Origin of the sequence: Arthrobacter globiformis (genome assembly GCF_030817195.1) — a bacterium.
Classification (GTDB): domain Bacteria; phylum Actinomycetota; class Actinomycetes; order Actinomycetales; family Micrococcaceae; genus Arthrobacter; species Arthrobacter globiformis_D.
This window is the reverse complement of sequence record NZ_JAUSYZ010000001.1, coordinates 671,955-697,960: the sequence shown is the minus strand read 5'-3', so window position 1 is coordinate 697,960 and position 26,006 is coordinate 671,955. Positions and strand designations below refer to the sequence as shown.

Below are 26,006 nucleotides of genomic sequence, written 5' to 3'. Positions count from 1 at the left end.
CAAAAGGGCCTTCCGCTAGTGCTTTATTTCAGCATGGACGGAGCGAAGGCGGGCGAGCAGCGTCGCGGCGAGGAACGCCGTCGTAATTTCCAGGACGACGACGGCCAGCAAGCCGTCGGCGCCCGGCCCCAAGAAACCCGACCCCAAAGAGCCCGTCCCAAAGAAACCCGCACCAGGCGCCGCCGCGCCGGCATGGGAGTGGCCCAGCCCGCCGCTGCCGGAAAGGGCGGGGGCGCCCAGCAGCAGGACGGCGTGCAATGCAGCCATGGCCAGGGCACAGCCCATCACCTGGCGCAGGGTCTTCTCCCGGCCACCGCGCCACAGGTGCACAGCGCACGGCAGGCAAACCCCGACCATCGCGAGCATCACCACGCCCAGCCACGGTCCGTGCTGGTTCTCGGCCACAAGCCACAGATGCACCACGCAGGACGCGGCGGTCACCACAGAGACGGCACGGGAATGCAGTGCGGTCACCGGGTGGGCCTAGCCGTGGCAGTGAGAGCCGGACCGGCTGGGGTTGGCAGGGACGTCGAGGACGGGGCTGCGGTCGAAGAAGCCTTCGGGACGAAGCTTGAAGCCGACGGTGTCCACCGGCATGATGGGCCAGTCCTCCACACGCGGGAAATGGGTCAGGCCGAAGGTGTGCCACACGACGATGTCCTGGCCGTCGATGTCGCGGTCCTGGGCGACGTAGGAGGGCAGGCCCGCGCCGCCGGAGTGCTGGTTGACGAAGTCGCCGGTCGGGTAGCGCTCGTCGTCGGCGTAGCGGGTCACCCACAGGTCCTTGGTGGCAAACGCCGCCCGCCGCGCAATCGAGGAGTCGGGATCTGCCAGGAGCGTGGGCTGGTTGTGGGCGTGCAGCTTGTAGCCCACCGGCTCGCCCAGGCGGTTACGTGATCCGGGATTGGAGATGATCCAGGTCCGGCCGGTGCGGGCATCGGCCTCGCGGACTGCCTCCGACTCACGGGTGAGCACGGTGCGCTTCCGGGAGAACGCGTTGCCGCGCTCGTTGCCCGGGCCCATGGCCTGCCGGACCACGTCCTCTTCCTCCACCCTGTTGGTGAAGCCGTCGATGGCCATGTCCAGGCGGGCGCTGAAGATGTGCTGGTGGAACGGCGCTCCCAGGCCCGGTGCCAGCTGGGAGATGTTGTCCGAGCCGCCTTCCGGGAATGCGGACGTGAAGACGACGCCTGTGGCTTTCGCTTCGAATTCGATGGTGCCGTCGAGGTAGAGGTACCAGTAGAAGCCGTAGTCGTAGTTGCCGATAGTGGTGAAGAAGGAGATCACCATGCGGCGGTTCCGGCGGGTGTAGTTGATGCCGGACCAGAGGTCGCTGTGCTTGGCCAGGATGCCCCAGTCCTCCTCATGCATGCAGATGCCGTTGCGGATCTCTCGGGGGTTGCCGAAGGCGTCGCTGATGACCGGGCTGAGATAGGTGATGTCGCCGAGGCAGTCGCAGCCCAGTTCGAGGGAGTTGGCGTACTGGCCCACCAGGTACTCCCCCGTGTCGAAGTAGTTTTGCCAGGACCTGATCGGGGACGGATCGCCGTAAGGCACCACCATCTCGGCGATCGACGCGCGGTTGATGATGGGCCGGAGCCGGTCCCCGTCCCGGAAGGCGATGTTGTGCAGCACCACGCCCTCGCGGACGTCGAAACCGACGTCCAGGCTCCACTTTTCCCACTCGATGTGGTTGCCGCCGGTCACCGTGAAGCTGGGGCCTTCGGGCTGGGTGATGCTAATGGGTTTCTGGGTGGTGCGGAGCGGGCCCGTGAGCTCGGGATCGGTGTAATTGCCGTGCTCTGCCGGGACGGGGAAGACGCCGGTGTCGATCACCTGGGTGACTTCCTTGCTGACCACGTCCACGTAGGCCACCAGCCCGTCAACCGGGTGGGCCCAGGCGCTGTCCTCCGGAAAGTCCTGTACGAAGGCCAGCCCGCGGAGGATCCGGCGGCCCCTTTCCCCCGCGTACTCGAAGACCCCGGCGGACAGCGGTGCAACGCGCACCGTGCTGACGTCCAGGTTCCGGGCGGCCAGGGCCTTCAGCCACCGTTCGTCGGTGGCCAGCAGCTGCTCCACAACCTCGAACTCCTCTTCCAGGACCGGCAGTTCGCCGGTGGCCGCGGTGTCGAGTTCGACGGCGGAGATCACCGTGCCGCTGCTGACCGAGACAGTGACGTCCTGGGGCCGTGCCCCGGCGACGTCGTGGATGAAGACCCGGAAGCGCCGGTCTTCCGCTTCGCTGCCGGCGCCGCGCACCGGGTCAAGGACGCCCAGGTAGGCAATGCGCTTCTCCGGGCCAAGGAGGCCCGCGGTCCGAAGAATGCCCTGCACCTCACTGATTTCCCCAGCTGAGGCAAGGCGGAACGGGCTGGCTGTTTGGGTGGTGGAGGGCGTCATGGCAGCCTTCTGTCCGGGACCCTGGCGGGTCGGATTTTTATTTTCTATAGTTGTAGAGAATAAGCGAACGTAAGATGGCTCACAAGAGTCTGGGCGAAAATATTTACTGGGGAGCGGCCGCGTGCCAAAGATTGTTGACCACGACGAGCGCCGCCTGGAACTCGTCGATGCGACCTGGCGGATCATCGCCCGGCTGGGCATTGAAAGCGCCACGATGCGGGAAATCGCGACTGAGGCGGGCTTCGCAAACGGCGCCCTCAAACCGTACTTTCCCAGCAAGGACACGCTGCTGACTTTCGCGTTCAGCCACGTCTTCAACCGGACCAACGAGCGCATCGCCGAAGTCACCTCGGGGCTTTCGGGGCTGGCGGCCCTGCGCGCCTTCTGCGTCGAAGTGCTCCCGCTGGATGAGGAACGGATCAATGAAGCCCGGATCGTCATCCCCTTCTGGCAGAAGGCCATCAACGATCCCGGCAAGGCGCAGATCCACCGGGAATCGATGCGGCAGTGGCTGGATACGATCCGGCGCCACCTGACGGAGGCCAGGGACAGCGGGGACGTACGAACCGCCGTCGACGACGACAGCCTGGCCGGCCAGCTGCTCAACATGCTGCTGGGCGCCCAGATCGCAGCCGCGCTGCTTCCGGAGGGCCAGACGGAACTCGGCCTGGACGGGCAGCTCGAGGGCTTCCTTTCCCTGCTGACACGTTAGCCTTAGGCCCCCACGCACCGCGGACCGACCCGGACCGCGAGAACCGACCTACAGCCAGGAGACGCCGGCAGTGACCATCCCACAGGAAATCGATACGCCGGACATCATGATTGACGTCGACATTCTTGACCGGAACATCGAGCGGATGGCGTCAGCCGTCCGGGCACGTGGCCTGAACCTGCGCCCGCATGCGAAAACGCACAAGATTCCCCAAATAGCCGCCCGCCAGATCGCAGCCGGAGCCTCCGGGCTGACAGTGGCAACCATCGGCGAAGCCGAGGTGTTCGCCGCCGCCGGCGTCGGCGACCTCTTCATCGCCTACCCCCTCTGGATTTCGCCGCAAAAGGCCGAGCGGCTGCGGCGCCTGTCGCAGACTGCGCAGATCGCCGTCGGCGTGGACTCCGTGGAGGGCGCAACGGCACTGGGATCCGGCATGGGAAATGCCGCGGGAAGCATTAGCGCCCTCGTGGAAGTCGACAGCGGCCACCACCGCAGCGGCGTCCACCCGGAAGCCGTCGCACCGGTTGCCGAAGCAGCAGCGCGCGCGGGACTGAATGTTGCGGGAGTCTTCACCTTCCCGGGACACAGCTACGCACCGGGCATGCCGGTCGAAGCGGCCAAGCAGGAGCAGCAGGCCCTGAACCGGGCGTCCGAGGTTCTTACCGCGGCCGGATTCGACATCACCTGCCGCAGCGGCGGCTCCACCCCGACCGCGATGCTGACCGGGAATTCGGCTGCCACCGAGGTGCGCCCGGGCGTCTACGTCTTCGGCGACGCCCAGCAACTGGAGCTGGGGCGGTGCGCCGCCGAGGACATCGCACTGACCGTGGCAGCCACCGTGGTCAGCCAACATGCAACCCCCGCGGACGGACCGACACGTTTCATCATCGACGCCGGCAGCAAGGTTCTCGGCAGCGACCGGCCCGCGTGGGCAAGCGGCTTCGGACGGCTGATGGCCCACCCCGACGCCCGGATCACCGCACTGTCGGAGCACCACGCAACTGTCGAGTGGCCCGATCCCAGGACGGTGCCCGCCATCGGGCATCGGCTCCGCGTTATTCCCAACCACGTGTGCCTGGCCATAAACCTGGTGGATGACGTCGCAGTGGTCAGCGGCGGCGCGCTCGTGGACCGCTGGGTGGTGGCAGCGCGGGGCAAGAACAAGTAGGGGCCCGACCGCTTTGGGTCCCGGAATCTTTTTTCGCCAGATGTTGAAAAAAGATGACAGGGCAGAATTTCGCCGCTAATCTGAAATGACTGTGTCGCAAGACACAGTGTTGGGGACCCGCCAAAAGACAGCCAACCGGCGTCAGGAAACGTTCATGCCAGCAACCACCATCCGCCCCGCGGACCAGGCCCTCACTTCCAGCGTGGCCACCTCCTTTGACCACTGGAGGCACCTTGTAGCGCAGTCCTTTGTGCCACTGGCCGCCGAAACGGACCGGCCCGAGCAGTTCCGCGGCCGCATGCGCTCCCGGGTACTGGACCGCACGTGCATCGTGGAAGTCTCGGCTTCAGGCCACAGCGTCCACCGCACACCGGCACTTCTGGCGCAGTCCGACCAGCGCTATTTCAAGCTCAATCTCCAGTTGGAGGGCACCGGGCTCCTCATCCAGGACAACCGCGAGGCAGTGCTCCGCCCCGGCGATTTGGCCATCTATGACACCAACCGGCCGTACACGCTGGCATTCGAGGAGCAGGCCCGCATGATGGTGGTCATGTTCCCGCACGATTCCCTGTCGCTGCCGCCCGACTATGTGGGACAGCTGTCGGCCGTCCGTCTGGCCGGCGAGTCGGGACTGGCGGGCATTGTGGGACCATTCATCACGCAGCTCGCCGGCAACCTGGAGGCACTCAGCGGGCCGAGCGGTTCGCGGCTTGCGGCCAACACCCTGGACCTCGTTTCCACCATGCTCCATTCGGAACTGGATCTGGCTGCGGACAGCATGAAGCCCCAGGCGCTGCTGGCGACGTCGGTCCGTGACTACATCGAGGCGAACCTCGCTGACCCTCAGCTGTCGCCGGCCAGCATTGCCGCCGCACACTTTATTTCGACCCGCCATCTCCACAACGTCTTCCACGAGTCCGGCAGCACGGTTGCCAGCTGGATCCGGAGCCGCCGGCTGGAGCGGGTCCGCCGGGACCTCAGGGACCCGCTGCACTCCGGCACTTCCGTGGGAGCCGTAGCAGCACGTTGGGGTTTCCTGGACGCGGCGCACTTCAGCCGGACGTTCCGGGACGCCTTCGGCGAATCACCCAGCGACTGGCGGCGCGGCGCCTAAACCAGCACAACACCTAAACCGGCACAGCGCCTAGATCAGCCCTTGCGCGAGCATCGCGTCCGCCACTTTGACGAAGCCGCCGATGTTCGCGCCCAGCACGTAGTTGCCGGGTTCGCCGTACTCATCCGCGGTGGACGCGCAGCGGTCATGGATTCCCACCATGATGTCCGTGAGGCGCTGTTCGGTGTGCTCGAAGGACCAGGAGTCGCGGCTCGCGTTCTGCTGCATCTCAAGCGCCGACGTGGCCACACCGCCGGCGTTGGCGGCCTTGCCGGGCCCAAACAGCACGCCCGCCTCCTGGAACACTGCCACGGCCTCCCGGGTGGAGGGCATGTTGGCGCCTTCGCCGACAGCGAGCAGTCCGTTGCGGACCAGCCGCGCGGCAGCACCGCCGTCGAGCTCGTTCTGCGTTGCGCACGGCAGCGCAACAGTGGCGTCGACGTCCCAGACGGAGCCAGCCTCCACATAGGAAACGCCGGAACGGCGCAGAACGTAGTCCTTGAGACGTCCGCGTTCCACTTCCTTGACCTGGCGAAGAAGCCCGACGTCGATCCCCGCCTCATCGACCACGTAGCCGGATGAATCGGAACAGGCCACCACGGCGGCTCCGAGCGCCTGGGCCTTGGCGATGGCATTGATGGCCACGTTGCCGGAGCCAGACACCACCACGCGCTGCCCGTCGAAGGAGGAGCCCCGGGTCTTGAGCATCTCTTCGGTGAAAATCACCGTGCCGAAGCCGGTGGCTTCCGGCCGCACCAGCGAACCGCCCCAGGAGATGCCCTTGCCGGTCAGGACTCCCGATTCGTAGCGGTTGGTGATGCGCTTGTACTGGCCGAACAGATAGCCGATTTCGCGGCCGCCCACGCCGATGTCACCCGCCGGCACGTCGGTGTACTCGCCGATGTGGCGGTAGAGCTCGGTCATAAACGACTGGCAGAACCGCATGACTTCGGCGTCGCTGCGGCCACTGGGGTCAAAATCGGAACCGCCCTTGCCGCCGCCGATGGGCATGCCGGTGAGCGCGTTCTTGAAGATCTGTTCGAAGCCGAGGAATTTCACAATCCCGAGGTAAACGGAGGGGTGGAACCGGAGGCCGCCCTTATAGGGCCCGAGCGCCGAATTGAACTCCACGCGGAAGCCGCGGTTGATCTGCACCCGGCCGGAGTCGTCGGTCCACGGCACCCGGAAGATGATCTGCCGCTCGGGCTCGCAAAGCCGTTCCAGGATGGCGGCTTCAAGGAATTCGGGGTGCCGGTCGTGGACCGGGCCAAGGCTTTCGAACACCTCGACCACCGCTTGATGGAACTCAGCCTCGCCCGGGTTCCGCGCCAGTACTGTGTCCCTGACGGCCTCCAGCCGTGCATCCATGAATCTTCCTCACTTCGGCTGCCGACGATCGGGAGGTATAACTCCCCACCGTCTTATACTTGAGCTTTCAACCTAACCGATTAAGACCACACCCAGGTAGGCGGCTGGAGTGTTATCCCTTGATCTCCGTATTGTGACACTAACATTCCGCATTATGAGAGGTAGGGGGGTCGACTGATGGCGTATGTTTGCCTCCTCCTTTCGGGCGCCGCGCTGCTGATCAACGGGCTCGCCACTCTGGGAGCCCTCCCGCGCCGGGATGCGGCCGTGCTGAGCCTGGTCATCGGCAGCCTCCAGCTGCTCCTGGGCAGCACCCATCTGGCCGTCACGTATTTGGGCAACGTTCGTTTGGACAGCACAGCTCCGGACGCCGACGGCGGCGTGCAGCTGCTGCTTTCGGCGTCCGGCATGTTCCTGTTCGGCCTCACCTACGTCTACGTTGGCCTGGATTTCCTGCTGGGGCTCGGGTCCAGGGGCCTCGGCTGGTTCTGCGGCATGGTGGGCGGGTGCGGCCTGCTGCTCGCCGCGGCCTGGTTCCCTGAGGACCCGCTGCTGGCAGTGCTGTGGCTCTGCTGGTCCTATTTGTGGATGCTGTTCTTCTTCTCGCTGGCCCTGGACCATAGCCGACTGTCGCCGCTGATCGGCTGGTCCCTGGTTCTGGCCAGCCAGGCGACAGCGACGGTACCCGGCCCTTCTCGGGATCACCGGGAATTGGCCGGGCGACCCCGCAACGGCTGGCGGAACCGGGGCGTGCATTGCGGTGCTGCTTTTGCTCGCCGGCGGCCTTGCCAGGCGGGACGGCCAGCGGAACCGCCGGCACGCCGTCGTCGTCCCTAACGAACCGTTAGCCGCCGACGAGCCGTTAGTCAGCGATGGCAGCAGCCTCATTGGCAAACGCGGGCGCTGAGGTGCGGCCGCGCTTTTCCACCGCGATTTCCGCCAACACTCCGGCCACGAACATCACGGGGACGGCAACCAGCAGCCCCACCGCTGTTTCGGCGCTCCCCCCGATGAGGGAGGTGAAGTTGCTGACCACCAGGTAGAGGACCCACGCCAGCAGCAGCGAAGCGAGCGCCGGTGCGATGAGGGTCTGCCAGAGTTGCCCCGGCTCCCGTTCGCGGCGGAAGAATGCGACGACGGCCAGGGAGCAGAGCATGTACAGCACCAGCAGCGCTGCAACCGCGAGCCCGCTAAACCACGAGAAGAGCGTCAGCACCGGGTCCATCCCCAGTACCGCGAACGGAGCCACGAGCAGCACGGCGACACTTGTCTGGATCCAGGCTGCGGATGCAGGGGCGCGATGCTTGTTGGTCCGCGCCAGGACAGCGGGCAGGGAGCCGCGCAGGGCCAGCGAGTGGAGGTAGCGGTTGATGCCGTTGTGGAAGGCGATGATGCCGGCCAGGAGGGACGTCACCAGGAGGATTCCTGCAGTCACACCGGCCCACGGGCCGAACAACTCAACAAGCGGCCCGATCACGAAGGAGGTCGCGTCTCCCGACTCCAGGGCAGCTCCGGCGGCATCGATGACGTGAGAGGGCCCGTAGAAGCTCACGAGCATCCACGTGATGAAAGCGAAAAACACGGCGATGATGCCCACGGAGAGGTACGTTGCCCGCGCCACCGTCCGGTGCGGATCCTTGGCCTCGGCGGAGTAGATGGCCGTTGACTCGAAGCCAAACATGGATGCAACGGCGAACATGATGGCAACGCCTGGGGCGCCGCTGGCGATCGCTTCAGGGGAGAACGAGGCCGCCATGTTAAGGCCCTCGGGGCCTCCACCCTTCAGCAGGACGGTGAATCCGAACAGCAGCAGAATCGCCACTTCCAGGCCCACAAGAAATGCCAGGACGCGGGCGCCGAGTTCAATGTTCATCGAGCCAAGAACCTGCACGCCTGCCATGGTGGCAACGGCGAGAAGCCACCAGGGAACGGTCACGCCGGCGGAACGCAGCAGGCCGGAGAAGGCCGCACCATACAGTCCGTACATGGCGGCCTGCACTGTGCTGTACGCCAGCAGTGCCAACCAGGCGGCGCCCGTGCCGGTCTTTCTGCCGAAGGCGGCGCTGATGTAGGCGTAAAAGGCGCCGCTGGCCTGCACCTTCCGGCTCATGGCCACGAACCCGACGGCGAAGATGACAATGACAATGCCGACGACGAGGTAGGCGCCCGGTGCCCCGGCACCATTGCCGAGTGCAGCCGCCAGGGGCGCTGCACCGACGATGCCGGTCAGCGGAGCCTGGGCTGAAAGAACGAAAAAGAGGATGCCCAGAACGCCGATGCTGCCCGCGCGGAGGGCGGTGGACTGCTCCTTGCGCGGATTTGCTTCTTCTGCGGTCCGGGACGCGGAATTTGAAATACTCATTGGATCCTTCTTAACGGTCATGAGCGTTGGAGAGGGGTGCCGGCAATGGCCTCGCACCTGGAATTCCAGCTTGGCAGTCCCGGCCGGACAGGGCTTGTCTGGCAGCGATCAATTGTTGTGCCTCAGCGCACTGGTGGTGGCTGGCGCAGCCAAGAATGAAACAGCCGGGGAGGCCTTTGCGCTCCCCGGCTATTTCATTTCTCAGGCGTGGTGGCTTACCAGTCCGCGGCGCGCCGGCAACAGGGGCGCAAAGAACGCCCCGAGCTCCGCCGTCGCGGTCAGCGGCAGGACGTTCGCCACGTACTGGTCCGGGCGGACCACCACCACGACGCCGGCGCGGTCGAGGCCGCGAAGCTCGAAGATGTCGGCCTTCGGGTCGGTGCCGTAGACCTTCTCCAGGTTGGTGAGCTTGAACGGCCCGACCTCCGGCTTGAACACGGCCGGGACGGCGTTGATGTCGATGCCCCTGTGGTCCTGCTGGTAAATGACCTTCACGTCGAACCAGGCGTCGGCGTCGGCACCCTCCGGCGTGGCCGCGAGCGGCGACTCCGGAGAGTTCTCCAGCCAGCGCGCGAAGTCAGTGGTCGGCGACGCGGCTCCGGCTTCGGCGGGGTCGGCGAACACGTAGATGCGCCAGCGGCCGTCGGCCGTAGCCTGGTGACCCAGGTGCAGCGGGTTGGTGTCGCAGACGCGCTGCACGGGAGCGGACTTGAAGCGCTTGCCGGTGGGGAAACCCGTGGCCAGCCCGGCGTACTTCGCCTCGGCGACGATCATCGACGGCGCGTACTCCGTCATGAAGCCGGCCGGGAATTCGGCGGTGCGCACGTAGAAGTCCTCAAGCTCGGAGGGGTCCTCGAACTCTTCGGGCTTCTTGGCCATAAGGGTGGACCATTCCTTATCGAAATCGATCAGGTTTTTCGCGACGACCTGGCGCTCCGCGGAGTACGTGGCGAGCAGCGACTCCGGGCTGCGGCCCTCGAGCACGTGGCCAAGCTTCCAGCCGATGTTGAAGCCGTCCTGCATGGACACGTTCATGCCTTGGCCTGCCTTGGCGCTGTGCGTGTGGCAGGCGTCGCCGGTGATGAACACCCGCGGCGTGCGGGTGTCCCGCTGCTCCGGCAGGACGTCGTCGAACCTGTCGGTGAGGCGGTGGCCCACCTCGTACACGCTGTGCCAGGCGACGTTGCGGACGTCGAGGGTGTAGGGCTGCAGGATCTGGTTCGCGTGGGCGATGATCTGTTCGATGGTGGTCTTGCGGATGGCGCCGTTGTCGTTCTCCGGCACGACGCCGAGGTCGACGTACATGCGGAACAGGTGGCCGCCCTCGCGGGGGATCAGCAGGATGCTGCCGCCGTCGTGGGACTGGATGGCGCACTTGGTGCGGATGTCCGGGAAGTCGGTGGATGCGAGGACATCCATGACGCCCCAGGCGTGGTTGGCCTGGTCTCCGGCGAGCGTGCAGCCGATCGATTCGCGGACCTTGCTGCGCGCACCGTCGGCACCCACGACGTACTTGGCCCGCACAACGCGCTCCTGGCCTGCCACCTCACCGGTGGTGTGGACCAGGGTCACTGTGACCGGGTACTCCCCCGCCTCCGCGACGTCGAGGCTGCTGAACTCATAGCCATAATCGGGGGTCATGCGGGTCGGGGAGAAGGCCATGACCCTGGCGAAGTAGTCCAGCACCCGGGCCTGGTTGACGATCAGGTGCGGGAATTCGCTGATGCCCATCTCGTCGTCGACCGCGCGGGCGGCGCGGACGATGTGCTTCGGGTTCTCCGGACTCGGCTTCCAGAACGCCATCTCGGTGATCCGGTAGGCCTCCGCAATGATCTCCTCGGCGAAACCGAACGCCTGGAATGTCTCGACGCTGCGGGCCTGGATGCCGTCGGCCTGGCCGATTGCGAGGCGGCCGCCGCGGCGCTCCACGATGCGTGTGGTGATGTCCGGGAACTGCGAGAGCTGGGCGGCGGCGAGCATGCCCGCGGGGCCGGAGCCCACGATGAGCACGTCAACCTCGTCGGGCAGCTCTTCAGGGCGGTTGATGCCGACGCCGGCCGCCGGCTGGATGCGCGGGTCACCGGAAACGTAACCGTGGTGGTGGAACTGCACGGGCTTTCCTCACTTCACTGTGTGGCTGGCTTTCGCCAATCTTGTGTTCTATATCGGAACACATGGTTCGATAATAGAAATTGTGGTTATGCTTCAGTACTGTACGTCACATATGACCCGCGTTACAACCAGCTTCCCCTCCCCCGAAAACAGGGGTTGACGCAGTGGCCGGAAACGGTCCAGTATGTTTCGTATACGATTTCGTACCTGATGAGGAGAACGCTTTGGAGCAGGTCAACGACGACACCTTGGCAGCAGCACGCAAGGTGATCGCGGTGCACATCAACTACCCCAGCCGTGCCGCCCAGCGCGGCCGGACGCCGGCCCAGCCCTCCTACTTCCTGAAGCCCTCGTCGTCACTGTCCCTGACCGGCACCGCCGTCGAACGCCCGGCCGGCTGCGAACTCCTCGGCTTTGAGGGCGAGATCGCCATCATCATCGGCAAGGCGGCCCGCCGCGTCGAGGTCGAAGACGCCTGGGGCCACGTCGCCGCGGTCACGGCCAGCAACGACCTCGGCGTGTACGACCTCCGCTACGCGGACAAGGGCTCCAACCTCCGGTCCAAGGGCGGCGACGGCTTCACCCCGGTGGGCCCGGCACTGATTCCGGCAGACGCCGTCGACCCCGCCAAACTGCGCATCCGCACCTGGCACAACGGGGAACTGGTGCAGGATGACACCACCGAAGACCTGCTCTTCCCGTTCGCCCGGCTCGTGGCGGACCTGTCCCAGCTGCTCACCCTCGAGGAGGGGGACATCATCCTCACCGGCACGCCGGCCGGCGCCTCCGTCGCCGTGCCCGGCGACGTGCTGGAGGTGGAGGTCAGCACAGCTGACGCTCACCTGACCACCGGCCGCCTCACCACCACAGTTAAGGAAGGCACGACGGCGTTCGCTGACTTTGGTGCCCGGCCCAAGGCCGATGACCTCCAGCGCGAAGAGGCCTACGGCTCGCGGGAGGCAGCAGGCCTCCCCGCCACCGAATCTGCCCTGAGCCCGGAGCTCAAGGCGAAGCTGGAGAGCGTCTGCACCGCCACGCTGTCTTCCCAGCTGCGCAAGCGCGGCCTTAACAACGTCAGCATCGACGGCCTCACCGCCACCCGCCCGGACCGCAGGGTAGTGGGCCTGGCCCGGACCCTGCGCTACGTGCCTAATCGTGAGGACCTCTTCAAGACGCACGGCGGCGGCTTCAATGCGCAGAAACGCGCGATCGACTCCGTGAACGAAGGCGAAATCCTGGTCATGGAAGCCCGCGGCGAGAAGGGCACCGGGACCATCGGCGACATCCTGGCCCTGCGCGCCCAGGTCCGCGGCGCCGCAGCCATCATTACCGACGGCGGGGTCCGCGACTTCTCCGCCGTGGCTGCCATGGAGCTGCCCACCTACTACTCCAACCCGCACCCCGCCGTGCTAGGCCGTCGCCACATCCCGTGGGACACCGACATCACCATCGCCTGCGGCGGCACCACGGTGCAGCCCGGGGACATCATCGTGGCTGACTCGGACGGCATCCTGGTGATCCCGCCGGCCCTGGCCGAGGAAGTCGCCAACGACTCGATTGCCCAGGAACGCGAAGAGGTTTTCATCGCCGAAATGGTGGAGCAGGGCCACAGCGTGGACGGGCTCTACCCGCTCAACGCGGAATGGCGCGCCAAGTATGAGGAATGGGAAGCAATGGGAAGCAGGCAAAGCCAATGATTGAGACGGCAACCGCCCCCGCTGCTGAGAGCACTTCTGCGAGCACCGCGGGCAGCAAGTCCGAGCAGGCCTACCAGGCCATCAAGGCGCGGATCGTGGAGGGCACCTACACGCCCGGCTACCGGCTGGTCCTGGCTGCCATCGCCAAAGACCTCGGCTTCAGCGTGGTCCCGGTCCGGGAAGCCATCCGCCGGCTTGAGGCCGAAAACCTGGTGAAGTTCGAACGCAACGTCGGGGCCACCGTGGCCGGAATCGACCCCACCGAGTACCTCTACACGATGCAGACCCTGAGCATCGTGGAAGGTGCGGCCACGGCGTTGTCCGCACCGCTGGTCGGCGAAGCGGACATTGCCCGGGCCCGCGCCGTGAACGCCGAGATGCGCGAGTGCCTGAAGCACTTCGACCCCGTCCGTTTCACCCGGCTCAACCAGGACTTTCACAGCGTCCTGTTCGAGCACTGCCCCAACCCGCACATCCTGGATCTGGTCCACCGCGGCTGGAACCGGCTGGCATCACTGCGGTCCTCAACGTTCCGCTTTGTTCCCGGCCGCGCCCACGAGTCCGTGGACGAACACGAGGCCCTGCTAAAGCTCATTGAAACCGGTGCCGACGCCGACACCATCGAAAAAGCAGCACGGCTCCACCGCTCCGCCACCCTCGACGCATACCTCTCCCAAACCAACGCCACAGACCCCAATCCTTAACAACACAGTTAGGACCTCAACGATGACGACCCCTGTAGAAACAGCAGCAAAGCACTACGTCCCCGAGAACCTGCCCACGCATATCCAGCACTTCATCAACGGCAAGTTCGTTGACTCCGTGCGCGGGAAGACCTTCGACGTCCTGGACCCGGTATCCAACCAGAACTACGCCACCGCCGCCGCGGGCCAGAAGGAAGACATCGACCTCGCCGTCGCCGCGGCCCGCGAAGCGTTCACCAGCGGCCCGTGGCCCAAGATGAAGCCCCGTGAGCGCGCCCGTGTCCTGAACAAGATTGCCGACGCCGTCGAAGCCCAGGAAGCGCGCCTCGCCGAACTGGAAACCTTCGACACCGGCCTGCCCATCACCCAGGCGAAGGGCCAGGCCTTGCGTGCAGCGGAGAACTTCCGCTTCTTCGCGGACCTGATCGTGGCCCAGTTCGACGACGCCATGAAGGTCCCCGGCTCGCAGATCAACTACGTGAACCGCAAGCCGATCGGCGTGGCCGGACTCATCACCCCGTGGAACACCCCGTTCATGCTGGAGTCCTGGAAGCTGGCCCCGGCTCTGGCCACCGGCAACACCGTGGTCCTCAAGCCGGCCGAATTTACCCCGCTGTCCGCGTCGCTGTGGGCCACCATCTTCAAGGAGGCAGGCCTGCCGGACGGCGTCTTCAACCTGGTCAACGGCCTGGGCGAGGAAGCCGGCGACGCCCTGGTCAAGCACCCTGACGTCCCGCTGATCTCCTTCACCGGCGAGACCACCACGGGCCAGACCATCTTCCGCAACGCCGCCGTGAACCTCAAGGGCCTGTCCATGGAGCTCGGCGGCAAGTCCCCGTGCGTCGTGTTCGCCGACGCCGACCTGGACGCCGCGATCGACTCCGCGCTGTTCGGCGTCTTCTCGCTCAACGGCGAACGCTGCACCGCCGGCTCCCGCATCCTGGTGGAACGCGCCATCTACGACGAGTTCTGCGAGAAGTACGCCGCCCGGGCCAAGAACATCGTCGTCGGGGACCCGCACGATCCCAAGACGCAGGTGGGTGCCCTGGTGCACCCCGAACACTATGAGAAGGTGGCCTCCTACGTGGAGATCGGCAAGTCCGAAGGCCGGCTGCTGGCCGGCGGCGGACGGCCCGAAGGCCTGCCGGAGGGCAACTACATCGCCCCCACCGTCTTTGCCGACGTCTCCCCCGACGCCCGGATCTTCCAGGAGGAGATCTTCGGTCCCGTCGTCGCCATCACCCCGTTTGAGAACGACGACGAGGCCCTCGCCCTGGCCAACAACACCAAGTACGGCCTGGCGGCCTACATCTGGACCCAGAACCTGACCCGGGCGCACAACTTCGCCCAGAACGTGGAGGCCGGCATGGTGTGGCTGAACAGCCACAACGTCCGCGACCTCCGCACCCCGTTCGGCGGGGTCAAGGCCTCCGGCCTGGGCCACGAGGGCGGCTACCGCTCCATCGATTTCTACACCGACCAGCAGGCCGTGCACATCACGCTCGGCTCCGTCCACACCCCCAAATTCGGCGCCTAATTTTTCGACCCAGCGCTTACCGGCCCCTTTCAAAGAAGAGAGAACATCATGACCAACTTCGTCCCCACCCCCACCGCCCCGGCACCGGACATCGTCCGCTGCGCCTACATGGAGATCGTGGTCACGGACCTTGTCAAGTCGCGCGAGTTCTACGTTGACGTCCTGGGCCTGCACGTCACCGAAGAGGATGAAAACACCATCTACCTCCGTTCCCTGGAGGAGTTCATCCATCACAACCTGGTGCTGCGCCAGGGTCCCATCGCCGCCGTGGCAGCCTTCGCGTACCGGGTGAAGTCCCCGGCCGAGGTGGACGCCGCCGAGGCGTACTACAAGGAACTGGGCTGCCGCACCGAGCGCCGCAAGGAAGGCTTCACGAAGGGCATCGGCGACTCCGTCCGCGTCGAGGACCCGCTGGGCTTCCCTTACGAGTTCTTCTACGAGACCGAGCACGTGGAGCGTCTCACCCAGCGCTACGACCTCTACTCCGCCGGTGAGCTGGTGCGCCTGGACCACTTCAACCAGGTCACCCCGGACGTTCCCCGCGGCCGCAAGTACCTGGAGGACCTCGGCTTCCGCGTCTCCGAAGACATCAAGGATTCCGACGGCGTCACCTACGCCGCGTGGATGCACCGCAAGCAGACCGTGCACGACACCGCCCTGACCGGCGGCAACGGCCCGCGCATGCACCACGTCGCGTTCGCCACACACGAGAAGCACAACATCATCCAGATCTGCGACAAGATGGGCGCCCTGCGCATCAGCGACCGGATCGAACGCGGCCCCGGCCGCCACGGCGTGTCCAACGCGTTCTACCTCTACATCCTGGACCCGGACGGCCACCGCATCGAGATCTACACCCAGGACTACTACACCGGCGACCCGGACAACCCCACCGTCACCTGGGACGTCCACGACAACCAGCGCCGCGACTGGTGGGGCAACCCCGTGGTCCCGTCCTGGTACACCGAGGCCTCCCTGGTCCTGGACCTGGATGGCAACCCGCAGCCGGTCATCGTCCGCGAGGAAAAGTCCGAGATGGCCGTGACCGTGGGAGCCGACGGCTTCTCCTACACCCGCAAGGACGAGACCTCCTCCGCCGCAGGCACCGACGCAGTGGGCTTCAAGCTGGGAGCCCAGGTCTAAACCATGCTGGACGCGAAGACGATCGAGGCCATAGCGGACGAGCTGGTGGAAGCCGGCCGGTCCCGCACTCCTGTGCCCCGCCTGACTGCCCGCTATCCGGACATGACGGTGGAGGATTCCTACGCGGTGCAGCAGCTGTGGCGGCGCCGCAACGAGGACGCCGGCCGGACCCTGGTGGGGCGCAAGATCGGCCTCACGTCCAAGGCCATGCAGGCCGCCACCGGCATCACCGAACCGGACTACGGTGCCATCTTCGATGACATGGTGCTGGAAACCGGTTGCTCGGTGGAATGGGACAAATACACCCATCCGCGGGTGGAGGTGGAACTGGCGTTCGTCCTGAAGGACGGGCTCAAGGGCCCCGGCTGCACCATCTTCGACGTCCTGAACGCCACCGACTACGTGGTCCCGGCCCTCGAAATCCTCGATTCTAGGATCGAGATGGAGGGCCGGACCATCGTGGACACCATCTCCGACAACGCGGCCATGGGTGCCATGGTGGTGGGCGGCCGCCCGGTCAAGCCCGACGCCGTCGACCTCCGCTGGGTCTCGGCGATCCTCTACAAAAACCAGACCGTGGAGGAAACCGGCGTGGCCGCAGGCGTCCTGGACCACCCGGCCAACGGCGTGCACTGGCTCGCTAACAAAATCGCCGTGCACGGGGACAGCATGAAAGCCGGGGACATCATCCTGGCCGGATCCTTCACCCGCCCGCTCTGGGTGTACAAGGGCGACACCGTCCACGCCGACTACGGACCCCTGGGGACTGTCACATGCCGCTTCGAGTAGAAGACACCTTCCGCCACGCCCTGAGCAACCAAACCGGTAAAGCAGGCCGGCCACTGGCGGGGATGTGGGTCTGCTCCGGCAGCCCGCTCATCGCCGAACTCTGCGCCGGGTCCGGCTTGGACTGGCTTCTGGTGGACGCCGAGCACAGCCCCAACGGCCTCGAATCCATCCTCGCCCAGCTCCAGGCCATCCACGGCTACCCCGTCCACACCCTGGTCCGGCCACCCGTGAACGACACCGTGCTCATCAAGCAGTACCTGGACCTGGGCGCGCAGAACCTGCTGGTCCCGATGGTCAATTCCGTGGCGGAAGCGGAAGCTGCGGTGGCGGCCACCCGCTACCCGCCCCACGGGGTCCGCGGGGTCGGCTCGGCGCTGGCCCGCGCGGCCCGTTGGAACCGGGTCCCGGACTACCTCGTCCGGGCCGCGGACACCGTCAGCGTCACCGTCCAGATCGAATCAACGGCCGCCGTCGAGGCGGTGGAGGACATCCTGAAGGTCGACGGCGTGGACGCCATCTTCGTGGGCCCGTCCGACCTCGCCGCCTCCATGGGGCTGCTGGGACAGCAGGAACACCCCGAGGTGCGCGCCGCCGTCGAACACTGCCTCGCCGCAGCCAAGGCGGCCGGCAAACCCGCCGGCGTGAACGCCTTCGCCCCCGCCACCGCGCGCCACTACCTCGCGGCCGGCGCCGCCTTCATCCTGGTCGGCGCCGATGTCGCCCTCCTGGCACGCGGCTCCGAAGCACTCGCCGCACAGTACATCCAGACCAGCGACGACGGCGCCCCGGCCAGCTACTGACCTGCCCCCGCACACTTTTCCTGAGGAGACTCCCGCATGACCACTTCGCCCGTAATCTCCCCTGCCTCCGTTTCCTCCGCCCGTGAGGCTGACCTGCTCGCATCTGTACCCACAGGCCTTCTCATCAATGGGCAGTGGCGGGACGCGTCCGACGGCGGCACGTTCGACGTCCAGGACCCCGCCACCGGGAAGGTACTCGCCACCCTGGCCTCGGGCACCAGCGAGGACGCCCTCGCCGCGCTCGACGCGGCCGACGCCGCCCAGGCGTCCTGGGCACGCACGGCACCGCGGGAACGGGCGGAGATCCTGCGTAGGGCCTTCGACCTGGTCACCGAGCGGGCCGAGGACTTCGCGCTCCTGATGACCCTGGAGATGGGCAAACCCCTGGCCGAAGCCCGCGGCGAAGTCACCTACGGCGCCGAGTTCCTGCGCTGGTTCTCCGAAGAAACCGTCCGCGACTACGGCCGCTACCTCACCACCCCCGAGGGCAAGAACAAGATCCTCGTCCAGCACAAACCGGTCGGCCCGTGCCTGCTGATCACGCCGTGGAACTTCCCGCTCGCGATGGCCACCCGCAAAGTCGCCCCCGCCATCGCCGCCGGCTGCACCATGGTCCTCAAGCCCGCCAAGCTGACTCCGCTCACCGCCCAGCTGTTCGCGCAGACCATGCTCGACGCTGGCCTGCCCGCCGGAGTCCTGAACGTCGTCTCATCCGCCAGCGCGTCCGGGATATCCGGCCCTCTCTTGAAGGATTCCCGGCTGCGGAAAGTCTCCTTCACCGGCTCCACGCCCGTCGGCAAACGCCTCATGGCCGACGCCGCCGGCAACGTGCTGCGCACCTCGATGGAACTGGGCGGCAACGCGCCGTTCATCGTGTTCGAGGACGCCGACCTCGACAAGGCCGTCGAAGGGGCCATGGCCGCCAAAATGCGGAACATGGGCGAAGCCTGCACCGCCGCCAACCGCTTCCTCGTCCAGGAAACCGTCGCCGCCGAATTCACCAAAAAGTTCGCCGCCGCCATGGGCGCCCTGACCACCGGCCGCGGCACCAACCCCGAAACCCAGGTCGGACCCCTCATCGACGCCGGAGCCCGCGACGACGTCCACACCCTCGTGGCCGCCGCCGTCGACGCCGGAGCCACCGCCCTCACCGGCGGATCCCCCGTGGACGGACCCGGCTACTTCTACCCACCCACCGTCCTCGCCAACGTGCCCAACGACGCCGCGATCCTCGGCCAGGAAATTTTCGGACCCGTCGCCCCCGTCACCACCTTCACCACCGAGGACGACGCCATCCGCCTGGCCAACGCCAGCGAATACGGCCTGGCCTCCTACCTCTACAGCCGCGACTTCAACAGGCTCCTCCGCGTCGCGGAGCAGATCGAATTCGGCATGGTCGGCTTCAACGCCGGCGTCATCTCCAACGCCGCCGCGCCCTTCGGCGGCGTCAAGCAGTCCGGCCTCGGCCGCGAAGGCGGCACCGAAGGCATCGCCGAATACACCACTACCCAATACATCGGCATCGCCGACCCCTACGCCAACTGACGCAACGACATGTCCACACAGCAAGGAAAACCATTGGGTACTCTCCAGCACGGGCAGCGCAGCTCGGCAAGGGATAACCGCCGGGTAGCGTTCGCCACCATCATCGGAACCACCATCGAGTGGTACGACTTCTTCATCTACGCCAATGCGGCAGGCCTGGTCTTCGCGAAGCTGTTCTTCGAACCCGCCGGGGCCGATATCGGCATCCTGATCTCCTTCGCCTCGGTGGGACTCAGCTTCCTGTTCCGTCCGCTGGGAGCCTTCCTGGCCGGACACTTCGGGGACCGGCTGGGCCGCCGGGCCATGCTCGTCATCACGCTGATCATGATGGGGGCGGCCACCACCCTCATCGGCGTGCTGCCGACCTTCGAGACGGCCGGTGTCGTGGCGCCCATCCTGCTGCTGCTCCTGCGCATCCTGCAGGGCATTTCGGCTGGCGGCGAATGGGGCGGTGCCGTCCTCATGGCGGTGGAACATGCGCCCCGTGGCAAGCGGGGCCTGTTCGGGGCCTTCCCCCAGCTCGGCGTTCCGCTCGGTATGCTGCTGGCTTCCGGCGTTCTGGCCCTGATGTCCGGCGTGGTCTCGCCCGGTGCAGCCTTTGTGCAGTGGGGCTGGCGCATTCCGTTCCTGCTCAGCTTCGTCCTGATCGTCGTCGGCTTCATGGTCCGACGCAGCGTCGAGGAAAGCCCGGTATTCGAGGAGATCTCCCAAAAGAAGCAGCAGACCCGCACCCCGGTTGTCGAACTGTTCAGGAAGCACTGGCTGCTGGTCATCATCGCGGCCCTGGTCTTCGCCGGCAACAACGCCGCAGGCTACATGACCACCGGCGGCTACATCCTCAGCTACGCCGCCAACCCGGCCGGACTGGCCATGGACCGCACGGAAGTGCTCCTCGCAGTCACCGGCTCCGCTGCCCTGTGGTTCATCTTCACGCTGGTCTCCGGCTACCTCGCGGACAGCATTGGCCGCAAGAAGACCTACCTCATCGGCTACGGCTGCCTCATCGTCACGGTGTTCCCGCTGTTCTGGCTGGTCAACACCGGAAACATCTGGGCGCTGTTCCTTGGCCTTGCACTGTTCACCGTTGGACTCGGCCTGACCTATGGCCCGCAGGCAGCCCTCTACAGCGAACTTTTCCCCGCCTCCATCAGGTTCTCCGGCGTCGCAATCTCCTACGCCCTCGGCGCCATCATCGGCGGCGCGTTCGCTCCCATGATCGCCACCGCCCTGGTCCAGGCCACCGGAACAACAGCCTCCGTGTCCCTCTACCTGCTCATTGTGGCTCTCGTTTCAACGGCCGCCGTCCTGGTGATCCGGGAACGCAAGGGGATCGACCTGGGCATCAACAACCAGGCCGAGCAGGAGGTCGGTGCCACCGTCTTCGACCGGCGCCGGGCGGATTCGGCCAACTCACCCACGGAGCCCGCCAACGTGTAGCCGCCGTCAGTTCGCCCCAAGTCAAGGGTTCTGCACCCAAAGACAAGCCAGTGGGCCCGAGGGCGGACAACACTTAGGTATGCCCGCCTCGCCGCCCGGCTGAGCGCAGTGACCTACTCGAAGTGGAGTACCTCTTGGAAACCTACGATGCCCTCCTCGCGTCCATCACCCCCGGCTCCGGCGAGACCCGGACCATTTTTGATCCCGCCACCGGAGGGGTGGTTGGCGAGGCGCCGGTCCACACCGTTGCAGACCTGGAGCGCGTGGTAGACGCCGCGGTTGCCGCCCAACCGGCGTGGGCTGCGCTGGGCCACCACGCCCGGTCCGCCGCGCTGCTCAAGGCCGCCGACGCCGTCGAACGCTCCGCCGAGGAACTCGCCCAGCTCCTCTCCCGTGAGCAGGGCAAACCCCTCAACGGCCCCAACGCCCGCTTCGAAGTCGGCGCCTGCGCCGCCTGGCTGCGCGCCACCGCCGCCACCGAACTCACACCCGAGGTCGTGGTGGACGACGGCGAAACCTACGCCGAACTCCACTACAAGCCCATCGGCGTCGTCGGCGCCATCGGCCCCTGGAACTGGCCCATGATGATCACCATCTGGCAGATCGCCCCCGCCCTGCGCATGGGCAACACCGCCGTCGTCAAACCCTCCAAAATGACCCCGCTCTCCGTCCTCGCCCTGATCAAGGTCCTCAACGAAGAACTCCCCGAGAACGTCCTGACCGCCATCGCCGGCGACCGCGAAGTCGGCGCCCGCCTCGCCGAACACCCCGCCGTCGGCAAAATCATGTTCACCGGCTCCACCGCCGCCGGCCGCGCCATCATCAAATCCTCCGCCGACACCATCAAACGCCTCACCCTGGAACTGGGCGGCAACGACGCCGGCATCGTCCTGCCCGACGCCGACCCCAAAGCCATCGCCGAAGACCTCTTCTGGGGCGCGTTCCTCAACACCGGCCAGACCTGCGCAGCCCTCAAACGCCTCTACGTCCACGACGACATCTACGACGCCGTCTGCCACGAACTCACCAAGGTCGCCGCCGCCATGCCGATGGGCAACGGCCTGGACGAAAACAACGTCCTCGGCCCGCTGCAAAACAAAGCCCAGTACGACATCGTCGCCAACCTCGTCGAAGCCGCCCGCGACAGCGGCGCCCGGATCCTGCTCGGCGGCAACCCCGACCCCGGCCAGCCCGGCTACTTCTACCCCACCACCCTCGTCGCCGACATCGACAACACCAACCCCCTCGTCACCGAGGAACAGTTCGGCCCCGCCCTGCCCATCATCCGCTACAGCACCATCGACCAGGCCATCGGCTACGCCAACGCCCTCGACGTCGGACTCGGCGCCTCCGTCTGGTCCCCCAACCTCCCCGCCGCCCGCGAAGTCGCCAACCGCATCCAGGCCGGCACCGTCTGGATCAACAAACACGGCGCCGTGGACCCCCGCGTCCCGTTCGGCGGCGCCAAACAATCCGGCTACGGCCTCGAATTCGGCGTCGAAGGCCTCAAACACCTCGGCGTCCCCCAGGTCATCAACGGCTAACCGGACCACCGGAACCAGAGGGCCGCCGTCGCCACCCGCGACGGCGGCCCTTACTGTTGGGATTATCGGGTCTGTTGGGATCATCGGGGCTCAGGTCACGGGGAGGCTTGTCACCGGGGCGTTGGGTTCCCGGTCCCCGACGGCTCCGGCAATAGACTGAAGCCATGCCCCAGACCGGACTCTCCGCCAGCAGACGCTTCCTCCGCGGCCGGATCAGGACAGGGATGGTCCGGAGCCGGAATTCACTGGTCCCCGCGATCCAAATGACGTTCGGCGCCGTGGGAGCCTACGCCTTCGCCGAGTTCGTCCTGGGCCATACCGGTCCGCTGTTCGCGGCCACGTCCGCCCTGATCGCCCTCGGTTTCTCCCGCGACCTGCGCATGCGGAGGGTGATGGAGGTGGGCCTGGGCTGCACGATCGGCATCGCCGTGGGCGACATGCTGCTCCACTGGCTCGGGGCTGGGATCTGGCAGGCCGCCGTCGTGCTTTTGGTCTCCATCCTGCTGGCCCGCTTCCTGGACAGCGGCAACATCTTCACCACGCAGCTGGCACTGCAGTCGCTGCTGGTGGTGCTGCTGCCGGCGCCGGCCGGCGGCCCCTTCACCCGCAGCATCGATGCCGTGGTGGGCGGCGTGGTGGCACTGCTGGTCACCATCCTGGCGCCCAAGGATCCCCGCCGGGAACCGCGCAGGGACGTCCAGAAACTGCTCCATGAACTGGCCGAAGTGCTGCGGGAATGCGCCGCAGCACTGGTCGACAGCGATTCCACCCGGGCCTGGCATGCGCTGGTCCGGGGCAGGAACAGCCAGCCGCTGGTGGACGCCATGCGGCACACCCTGCGGGCATCCGGGGAGGTAGCCACGCTGGCGCCCGCCTACCGGCGGCACCGGAACGAACTGGACCGGCTGGAGCAGTCGCTCGAGTACATCGACCTCGCCCTGCGCAACAGCCGCGTCTTCGCACGCCGGCTCACCAGTTCCATCAACCACGCCGCGCTGTCCGACGAAGCCACCGAGAACATTGCCGAGGTGCTGCAGGAAACCGCGGCGGCCGTGGATGAGCTCTCGCTGGGCCTCGCTGAAGTGCAGGAGGGTGCCCGCGATGCCCACCTGCGGAGCGCGCGGCAGGATCTGGGCGACATCGCCGGGCGGCTGCACCCCAGGATGCTCAAAGTCCAGAAGCTCGAGGGCGAGACCGTGGTGATGCTGTTCCGGCCGCTCATGGTGGACCTGCTGGAAGCCACCGGCATCGATTCCCGCGAAGCACGCGACCTGCTGCCCCCGCTGTAGAACTTCTTTGTCACAGCCCCCGGTTAGTGTGGAGCAATGGCTACAAAGACTTCCCGGGTTTCCAAGGCGCCGGGCTATAAGTGCGCGGAATGCGGCTGGACCACGGTCAAGTGGGTGGGCAGGTGCGGTGAGTGCCAGGCGTGGGGCACCGTTGAGGAAACCGGCGCCGCGGTGGCACGCACGACGGCGGCCACTACAGTTCTGGAGCCAGCCCGCCCCATTGCCGAGGTAGACGCCACGACCGCTGCCTACCTGCCCACCGGCGTGGATGAACTGGACCGCGTGCTCGGCGGCGGTGTTGTGCCCGGTGCCGTCATCCTGCTCGCAGGCGAGCCGGGCGTGGGAAAGTCGACGCTCCTGCTGGACGTCGCCGCCAAGTTTGCCAGGACCGGGCAAAGTGTCCTGTATGTAACCGGCGAGGAATCAGCGGCCCAGGTGAAACTGCGGGCGGAACGGATCAGCGCGATCGCGGACACCCTGTACCTGTCCGCCGAGACCGACCTTGGCCAGGCGCTTGGCCAGGTGGAGAAGGTGGAGCCGAAGATGCTGGTGGTGGACTCCGTGCAGACGCTCAGCAGCGCCGACGTGGAGGGCAGTTCCGGCGGCGTCTCCCAGGTCCGCGAGGTGGCTGCCTCGATCATTGCGGCGGCCAAGCGCCGGAACATGACCACGCTGCTGGTGGGTCATGTGACCAAGGACGGCTCCATCGCAGGGCCCCGCCTGCTGGAGCACCTGGTGGACGTCGTGTGCCAGTTCGAGGGCGAGCGGCACTCCCGTCTCCGCCTGCTGCGGGCAGTCAAGAACCGCTACGGGCCCACCGACGACGTCGGCTGCTTCGACCTCACGGAGGACGGCATCCTTGGCCTTGCCGATCCCAGCGGGCTGTTCGTCACGCGCACCAAGGAGCCGGTATCCGGCACCTGCATCACGGTCACCATGGAGGGCCGCAGGCCGCTGCTCGCCGAGGTGCAGTCCCTGCTCGCCGAGACCCAGAACTCACAGCCCCGGCGGGCAACGAGCGGCCTGGACAGTTCACGGGTGGCCATGCTGTTGGCAGTGCTGCAGCAGCGTGCCGGGTGCCTGCTCCAGAAGGACGATTCCTACGTGGCCACGGTGGGCGGCGTGAAGCTCAGCGAGCCGGCCACCGACCTCGCGGTGGCGCTGGCGGTGGCGTCCGCGAAGCACAAGAAACCCCTGCCGCAGCGCCTGATCGCCTTCGGCGAAGTGGGCCTGGCCGGGGAGGTGCGCCCCGTCCCGGGAATCAACCAGCGCATCCACGAGGCCCACCGGCTCGGCTTCACGCACGCCGTCGTTCCCGCCAGCCCCACCGGTCCCGGCCCGGTCCCGGCAGGCTTTTCCGTGAGGGAAGTGGGCCACCTGACCGAGGTCCTGGAACTGCTCATCACCAAGCCCTGAGCAGTTCCAGGACTTGGGCTACTTCCTGGCCGCCCGGGTGCGGACCAGGGCCGTGGCGCCCGCGGCAAGGCCAAGAACACCCGCGACCAGCCCGATCCAGCCAGCGGCCTGGCTGCCGTTGGAAGCGACGGCCTGCGTTGCCGGACCAGCCGGTGCGGCATCCGGCGCCGCCGTTGCGGATCCTTCAGCGGTCTCCGCCGCGGTGACGACGAACGAGGGTGCCGGGCGGTGCTCCTCCGCCTCGGCCGGTGCGGATGAAGCTGCGGCAGAGGAGGTCGCGGACGCGTGCCCGTGCTCAGCCTCGGCGGCGTCCGCCCAGTTGACGGTGGTTCCGTCGGTGTAGCCCTGGGCTGCGGGCAGCATCAGGGTGGTGCCCGCTGCCGGGAGCCGGCCGACGGACAGCGTGAAGGTCTGGAATTCGTTCTGCCCGATCTGGTGGGCGGCGTCCGCGGTCCAGATCACGCTGGTCGGCGCCTTGGTGACCGTTGCGCCTGCAACCTCCACGGGCTTGGGCAGGGTGGTGGTCACCACCTGCGCCTTCCAGCCGTCCATCGGCTTCACGGAGACGGAGGTCAGCGGGGTGTCGGTGGGGAGCTTGACCTCGAGCCGATTGGTCTTGGCCGTCTCGGATTCGTTCGGAACGCTGAACGTCAGCTTGGTAAAGCCGCCCTCGGCGGTGGCGGAGGGATCCACCGTGACGTGCGCGGACGCGGCGGCGGCACCGGCGGCGAGGAGTCCGGCCGTGAGGGTGGCGGCTGCTGCCGTCTTGAGGGTACGGCCAATGGAGGTGTTCATGCGGGTAATGCCTTTCACAGAAAAATCAGTCAGGGACCCATGCGCCCTCAGGGCGGCACGGCAGGTAGCTGCAC

Annotated in this window: 21 protein-coding genes; 15 read left to right on the top strand and 6 right to left on the bottom strand. The window is 66.7% G+C overall.

Going from position 1 to position 26,006, the window contains the following annotated elements:
- Positions 1-15: 15 nt before the first annotated feature.
- Together QF036_RS03190 and QF036_RS03185 are read right to left on the bottom strand one after the other, a co-directional pair.
- A complete protein-coding gene (locus QF036_RS03190) occupies positions 16-474 on the bottom strand; it encodes a hypothetical protein (protein WP_307099182.1) in 459 nt (152 codons plus the stop codon).
- A 9-nt stretch (positions 475-483) separates the two neighbouring features.
- On the bottom strand, positions 484-2,400 hold the full coding sequence (locus QF036_RS03185; RefSeq protein ID WP_307099180.1) for a primary-amine oxidase: 1,917 nt from the start codon (positions 2,398-2,400) through the stop codon (positions 484-486).
- 121 nt (positions 2,401-2,521) lie between these two features.
- Between QF036_RS03185 and QF036_RS03180 the strand changes: the two genes are divergently transcribed.
- The 3 genes from QF036_RS03180 (at position 2,522) to QF036_RS03170 (ending at position 5,394) form a co-directional block, all read left to right on the top strand.
- Positions 2,522-3,112 (top strand): TetR/AcrR family transcriptional regulator, encoded by a 591-nt coding sequence (locus QF036_RS03180; protein WP_307099178.1) that lies wholly within the window; start codon positions 2,522-2,524, stop codon positions 3,110-3,112.
- Positions 3,113-3,218: 106 nt separating this feature from the next.
- The gene (locus tag QF036_RS03175; protein WP_373460248.1) at positions 3,219-4,280 is read left to right on the top strand and encodes a D-TA family PLP-dependent enzyme; all 1,062 of its coding nucleotides are present in this window, start codon (positions 3,219-3,221) and stop codon (positions 4,278-4,280) included.
- 154 nt (positions 4,281-4,434) lie between these two features.
- Entirely contained in the window at positions 4,435-5,394 is a 960-nt protein-coding gene (locus QF036_RS03170) for an AraC-like ligand-binding domain-containing protein (protein WP_307099174.1), read from the top strand.
- Between the two features lie 30 nt (positions 5,395-5,424).
- Here QF036_RS03170 and gdhA read toward each other — a convergent pair whose 3' ends face one another.
- Complete coding sequence (gene gdhA, locus QF036_RS03165) at positions 5,425-6,762, bottom strand: NADP-specific glutamate dehydrogenase (protein WP_307099172.1); 1,338 nt, start codon at positions 6,760-6,762, stop codon at positions 5,425-5,427.
- Between the two features lie 177 nt (positions 6,763-6,939).
- Between gdhA and QF036_RS03160 the strand changes: the two genes are divergently transcribed.
- Complete coding sequence (locus QF036_RS03160; RefSeq protein WP_307099171.1) at positions 6,940-7,599, top strand: AmiS/UreI family transporter; 660 nt, start codon at positions 6,940-6,942, stop codon at positions 7,597-7,599.
- Positions 7,600-7,624: 25 nt separating this feature from the next.
- On the opposite strand, the gene QF036_RS03155 is transcribed toward QF036_RS03160, so the two are convergent.
- Both QF036_RS03155 and QF036_RS03150 read right to left on the bottom strand, forming a co-directional pair.
- Positions 7,625-9,124, bottom strand: coding sequence for an APC family permease (locus QF036_RS03155; RefSeq protein WP_307099169.1), 1,500 nt, complete (start codon positions 9,122-9,124; stop codon positions 7,625-7,627).
- A gap of 201 nt (positions 9,125-9,325) precedes the next feature.
- Positions 9,326-11,236 carry an FAD-binding monooxygenase gene (locus QF036_RS03150; RefSeq protein WP_307099167.1) on the bottom strand — a complete coding sequence of 637 codons (1,911 nt, stop codon included), beginning with the start codon at positions 11,234-11,236 and terminating at the stop codon, positions 9,326-9,328.
- 224 nt (positions 11,237-11,460) lie between these two features.
- Between QF036_RS03150 and QF036_RS03145 the strand changes: the two genes are divergently transcribed.
- The 11 genes from QF036_RS03145 to radA all read left to right on the top strand — a co-directional run bounded on the left by QF036_RS03145 (position 11,461) and on the right by radA (position 25,137).
- Positions 11,461-12,933, top strand: coding sequence for a fumarylacetoacetate hydrolase family protein (locus QF036_RS03145; RefSeq protein WP_307099165.1), 1,473 nt, complete (start codon positions 11,461-11,463; stop codon positions 12,931-12,933).
- Positions 12,930-13,637, top strand: coding sequence for a GntR family transcriptional regulator (locus tag QF036_RS03140; RefSeq protein ID WP_307099163.1), 708 nt, complete (start codon positions 12,930-12,932; stop codon positions 13,635-13,637). Before QF036_RS03145 ends, QF036_RS03140 begins: the two co-directional genes overlap by 4 nt.
- 22 nt (positions 13,638-13,659) lie before the next feature.
- Entirely contained in the window at positions 13,660-15,174 is a 1,515-nt protein-coding gene (hpaE, locus tag QF036_RS03135; protein WP_307099161.1) for a 5-carboxymethyl-2-hydroxymuconate semialdehyde dehydrogenase, read from the top strand.
- A gap of 48 nt (positions 15,175-15,222) precedes the next feature.
- On the top strand, positions 15,223-16,317 hold the full coding sequence (hpaD, locus tag QF036_RS03130) for a 3,4-dihydroxyphenylacetate 2,3-dioxygenase (RefSeq protein WP_307099158.1): 1,095 nt from the start codon (positions 15,223-15,225) through the stop codon (positions 16,315-16,317).
- 3 nt (positions 16,318-16,320) lie between these two features.
- Positions 16,321-17,106, top strand: a complete 786-nt coding sequence (hpaH, locus tag QF036_RS03125; RefSeq protein WP_307099156.1) for a 2-oxo-hept-4-ene-1,7-dioate hydratase — start codon at positions 16,321-16,323, stop codon at positions 17,104-17,106.
- Entirely contained in the window at positions 17,091-17,906 is an 816-nt protein-coding gene (locus QF036_RS03120) for an HpcH/HpaI aldolase family protein (protein ID WP_307099154.1), read from the top strand. Before hpaH ends, QF036_RS03120 begins: the two co-directional genes overlap by 16 nt.
- 36 nt (positions 17,907-17,942) lie before the next feature.
- Entirely contained in the window at positions 17,943-19,451 is a 1,509-nt protein-coding gene (locus QF036_RS03115; RefSeq protein WP_307099153.1) for an NAD-dependent succinate-semialdehyde dehydrogenase, read from the top strand.
- A 9-nt stretch (positions 19,452-19,460) separates the two neighbouring features.
- Positions 19,461-20,888: an MFS transporter gene (locus QF036_RS03110; protein WP_307099150.1), complete on the top strand. Its 1,428-nt coding sequence runs from the start codon at positions 19,461-19,463 to the stop codon at positions 20,886-20,888.
- Positions 20,889-21,022: 134 nt separating this feature from the next.
- Positions 21,023-22,432, top strand: coding sequence for an aldehyde dehydrogenase family protein (locus tag QF036_RS03105; RefSeq protein ID WP_307099148.1), 1,410 nt, complete (start codon positions 21,023-21,025; stop codon positions 22,430-22,432).
- A gap of 164 nt (positions 22,433-22,596) precedes the next feature.
- Positions 22,597-23,721, top strand: coding sequence for an FUSC family protein (locus QF036_RS03100; protein ID WP_307099145.1), 1,125 nt, complete (start codon positions 22,597-22,599; stop codon positions 23,719-23,721).
- Positions 23,722-23,757: 36 nt separating this feature from the next.
- Entirely contained in the window at positions 23,758-25,137 is a 1,380-nt protein-coding gene (gene radA, locus QF036_RS03095) for a DNA repair protein RadA (protein WP_307099143.1), read from the top strand.
- Between the two features lie 18 nt (positions 25,138-25,155).
- On the opposite strand, the gene QF036_RS03090 is transcribed toward radA, so the two are convergent.
- Positions 25,156-25,932, bottom strand: a complete 777-nt coding sequence (locus QF036_RS03090) for a YcnI family protein (protein ID WP_307099141.1) — start codon at positions 25,930-25,932, stop codon at positions 25,156-25,158.
- Between the last annotated feature and the right edge of the window lie 74 nt (positions 25,933-26,006).

Bases quoted from the DNA above. Each gene is read 5' to 3' on its own strand.
- QF036_RS03185 (WP_307099180.1), bottom strand. From the start codon at position 2,400: ATGACGCCCTCCACCACCCAAACAGCCAGCCCGTTCCGCCTTGCCTCA.
- QF036_RS03175 (WP_373460248.1), top strand. From the start codon at position 3,219: ATGATTGACGTCGACATTCTTGACCGGAACATCGAGCGGATGGCGTCA.
- QF036_RS03170 (WP_307099174.1), top strand. From the start codon at position 4,435: ATGCCAGCAACCACCATCCGCCCCGCGGACCAGGCCCTCACTTCCAGC.
- gdhA (WP_307099172.1), bottom strand. From the start codon at position 6,762: ATGGATGCACGGCTGGAGGCCGTCAGGGACACAGTACTGGCGCGGAAC.
- QF036_RS03160 (WP_307099171.1), top strand. From the start codon at position 6,940: ATGGCGTATGTTTGCCTCCTCCTTTCGGGCGCCGCGCTGCTGATCAAC.
- QF036_RS03155 (WP_307099169.1), bottom strand. From the start codon at position 9,124: ATGAGTATTTCAAATTCCGCGTCCCGGACCGCAGAAGAAGCAAATCCG.
- QF036_RS03140 (WP_307099163.1), top strand. From the start codon at position 12,930: ATGATTGAGACGGCAACCGCCCCCGCTGCTGAGAGCACTTCTGCGAGC.
- hpaE (WP_307099161.1), top strand. From the start codon at position 13,660: ATGACGACCCCTGTAGAAACAGCAGCAAAGCACTACGTCCCCGAGAAC.
- hpaD (WP_307099158.1), top strand. From the start codon at position 15,223: ATGACCAACTTCGTCCCCACCCCCACCGCCCCGGCACCGGACATCGTC.
- hpaH (WP_307099156.1), top strand. From the start codon at position 16,321: ATGCTGGACGCGAAGACGATCGAGGCCATAGCGGACGAGCTGGTGGAA.
- QF036_RS03120 (WP_307099154.1), top strand. From the start codon at position 17,091: ATGCCGCTTCGAGTAGAAGACACCTTCCGCCACGCCCTGAGCAACCAA.
- QF036_RS03115 (WP_307099153.1), top strand. From the start codon at position 17,943: ATGACCACTTCGCCCGTAATCTCCCCTGCCTCCGTTTCCTCCGCCCGT.
- QF036_RS03110 (WP_307099150.1), top strand. From the start codon at position 19,461: ATGTCCACACAGCAAGGAAAACCATTGGGTACTCTCCAGCACGGGCAG.
- QF036_RS03100 (WP_307099145.1), top strand. From the start codon at position 22,597: ATGCCCCAGACCGGACTCTCCGCCAGCAGACGCTTCCTCCGCGGCCGG.
- radA (WP_307099143.1), top strand. From the start codon at position 23,758: ATGGCTACAAAGACTTCCCGGGTTTCCAAGGCGCCGGGCTATAAGTGC.
- QF036_RS03090 (WP_307099141.1), bottom strand. From the start codon at position 25,932: ATGAACACCTCCATTGGCCGTACCCTCAAGACGGCAGCAGCCGCCACC.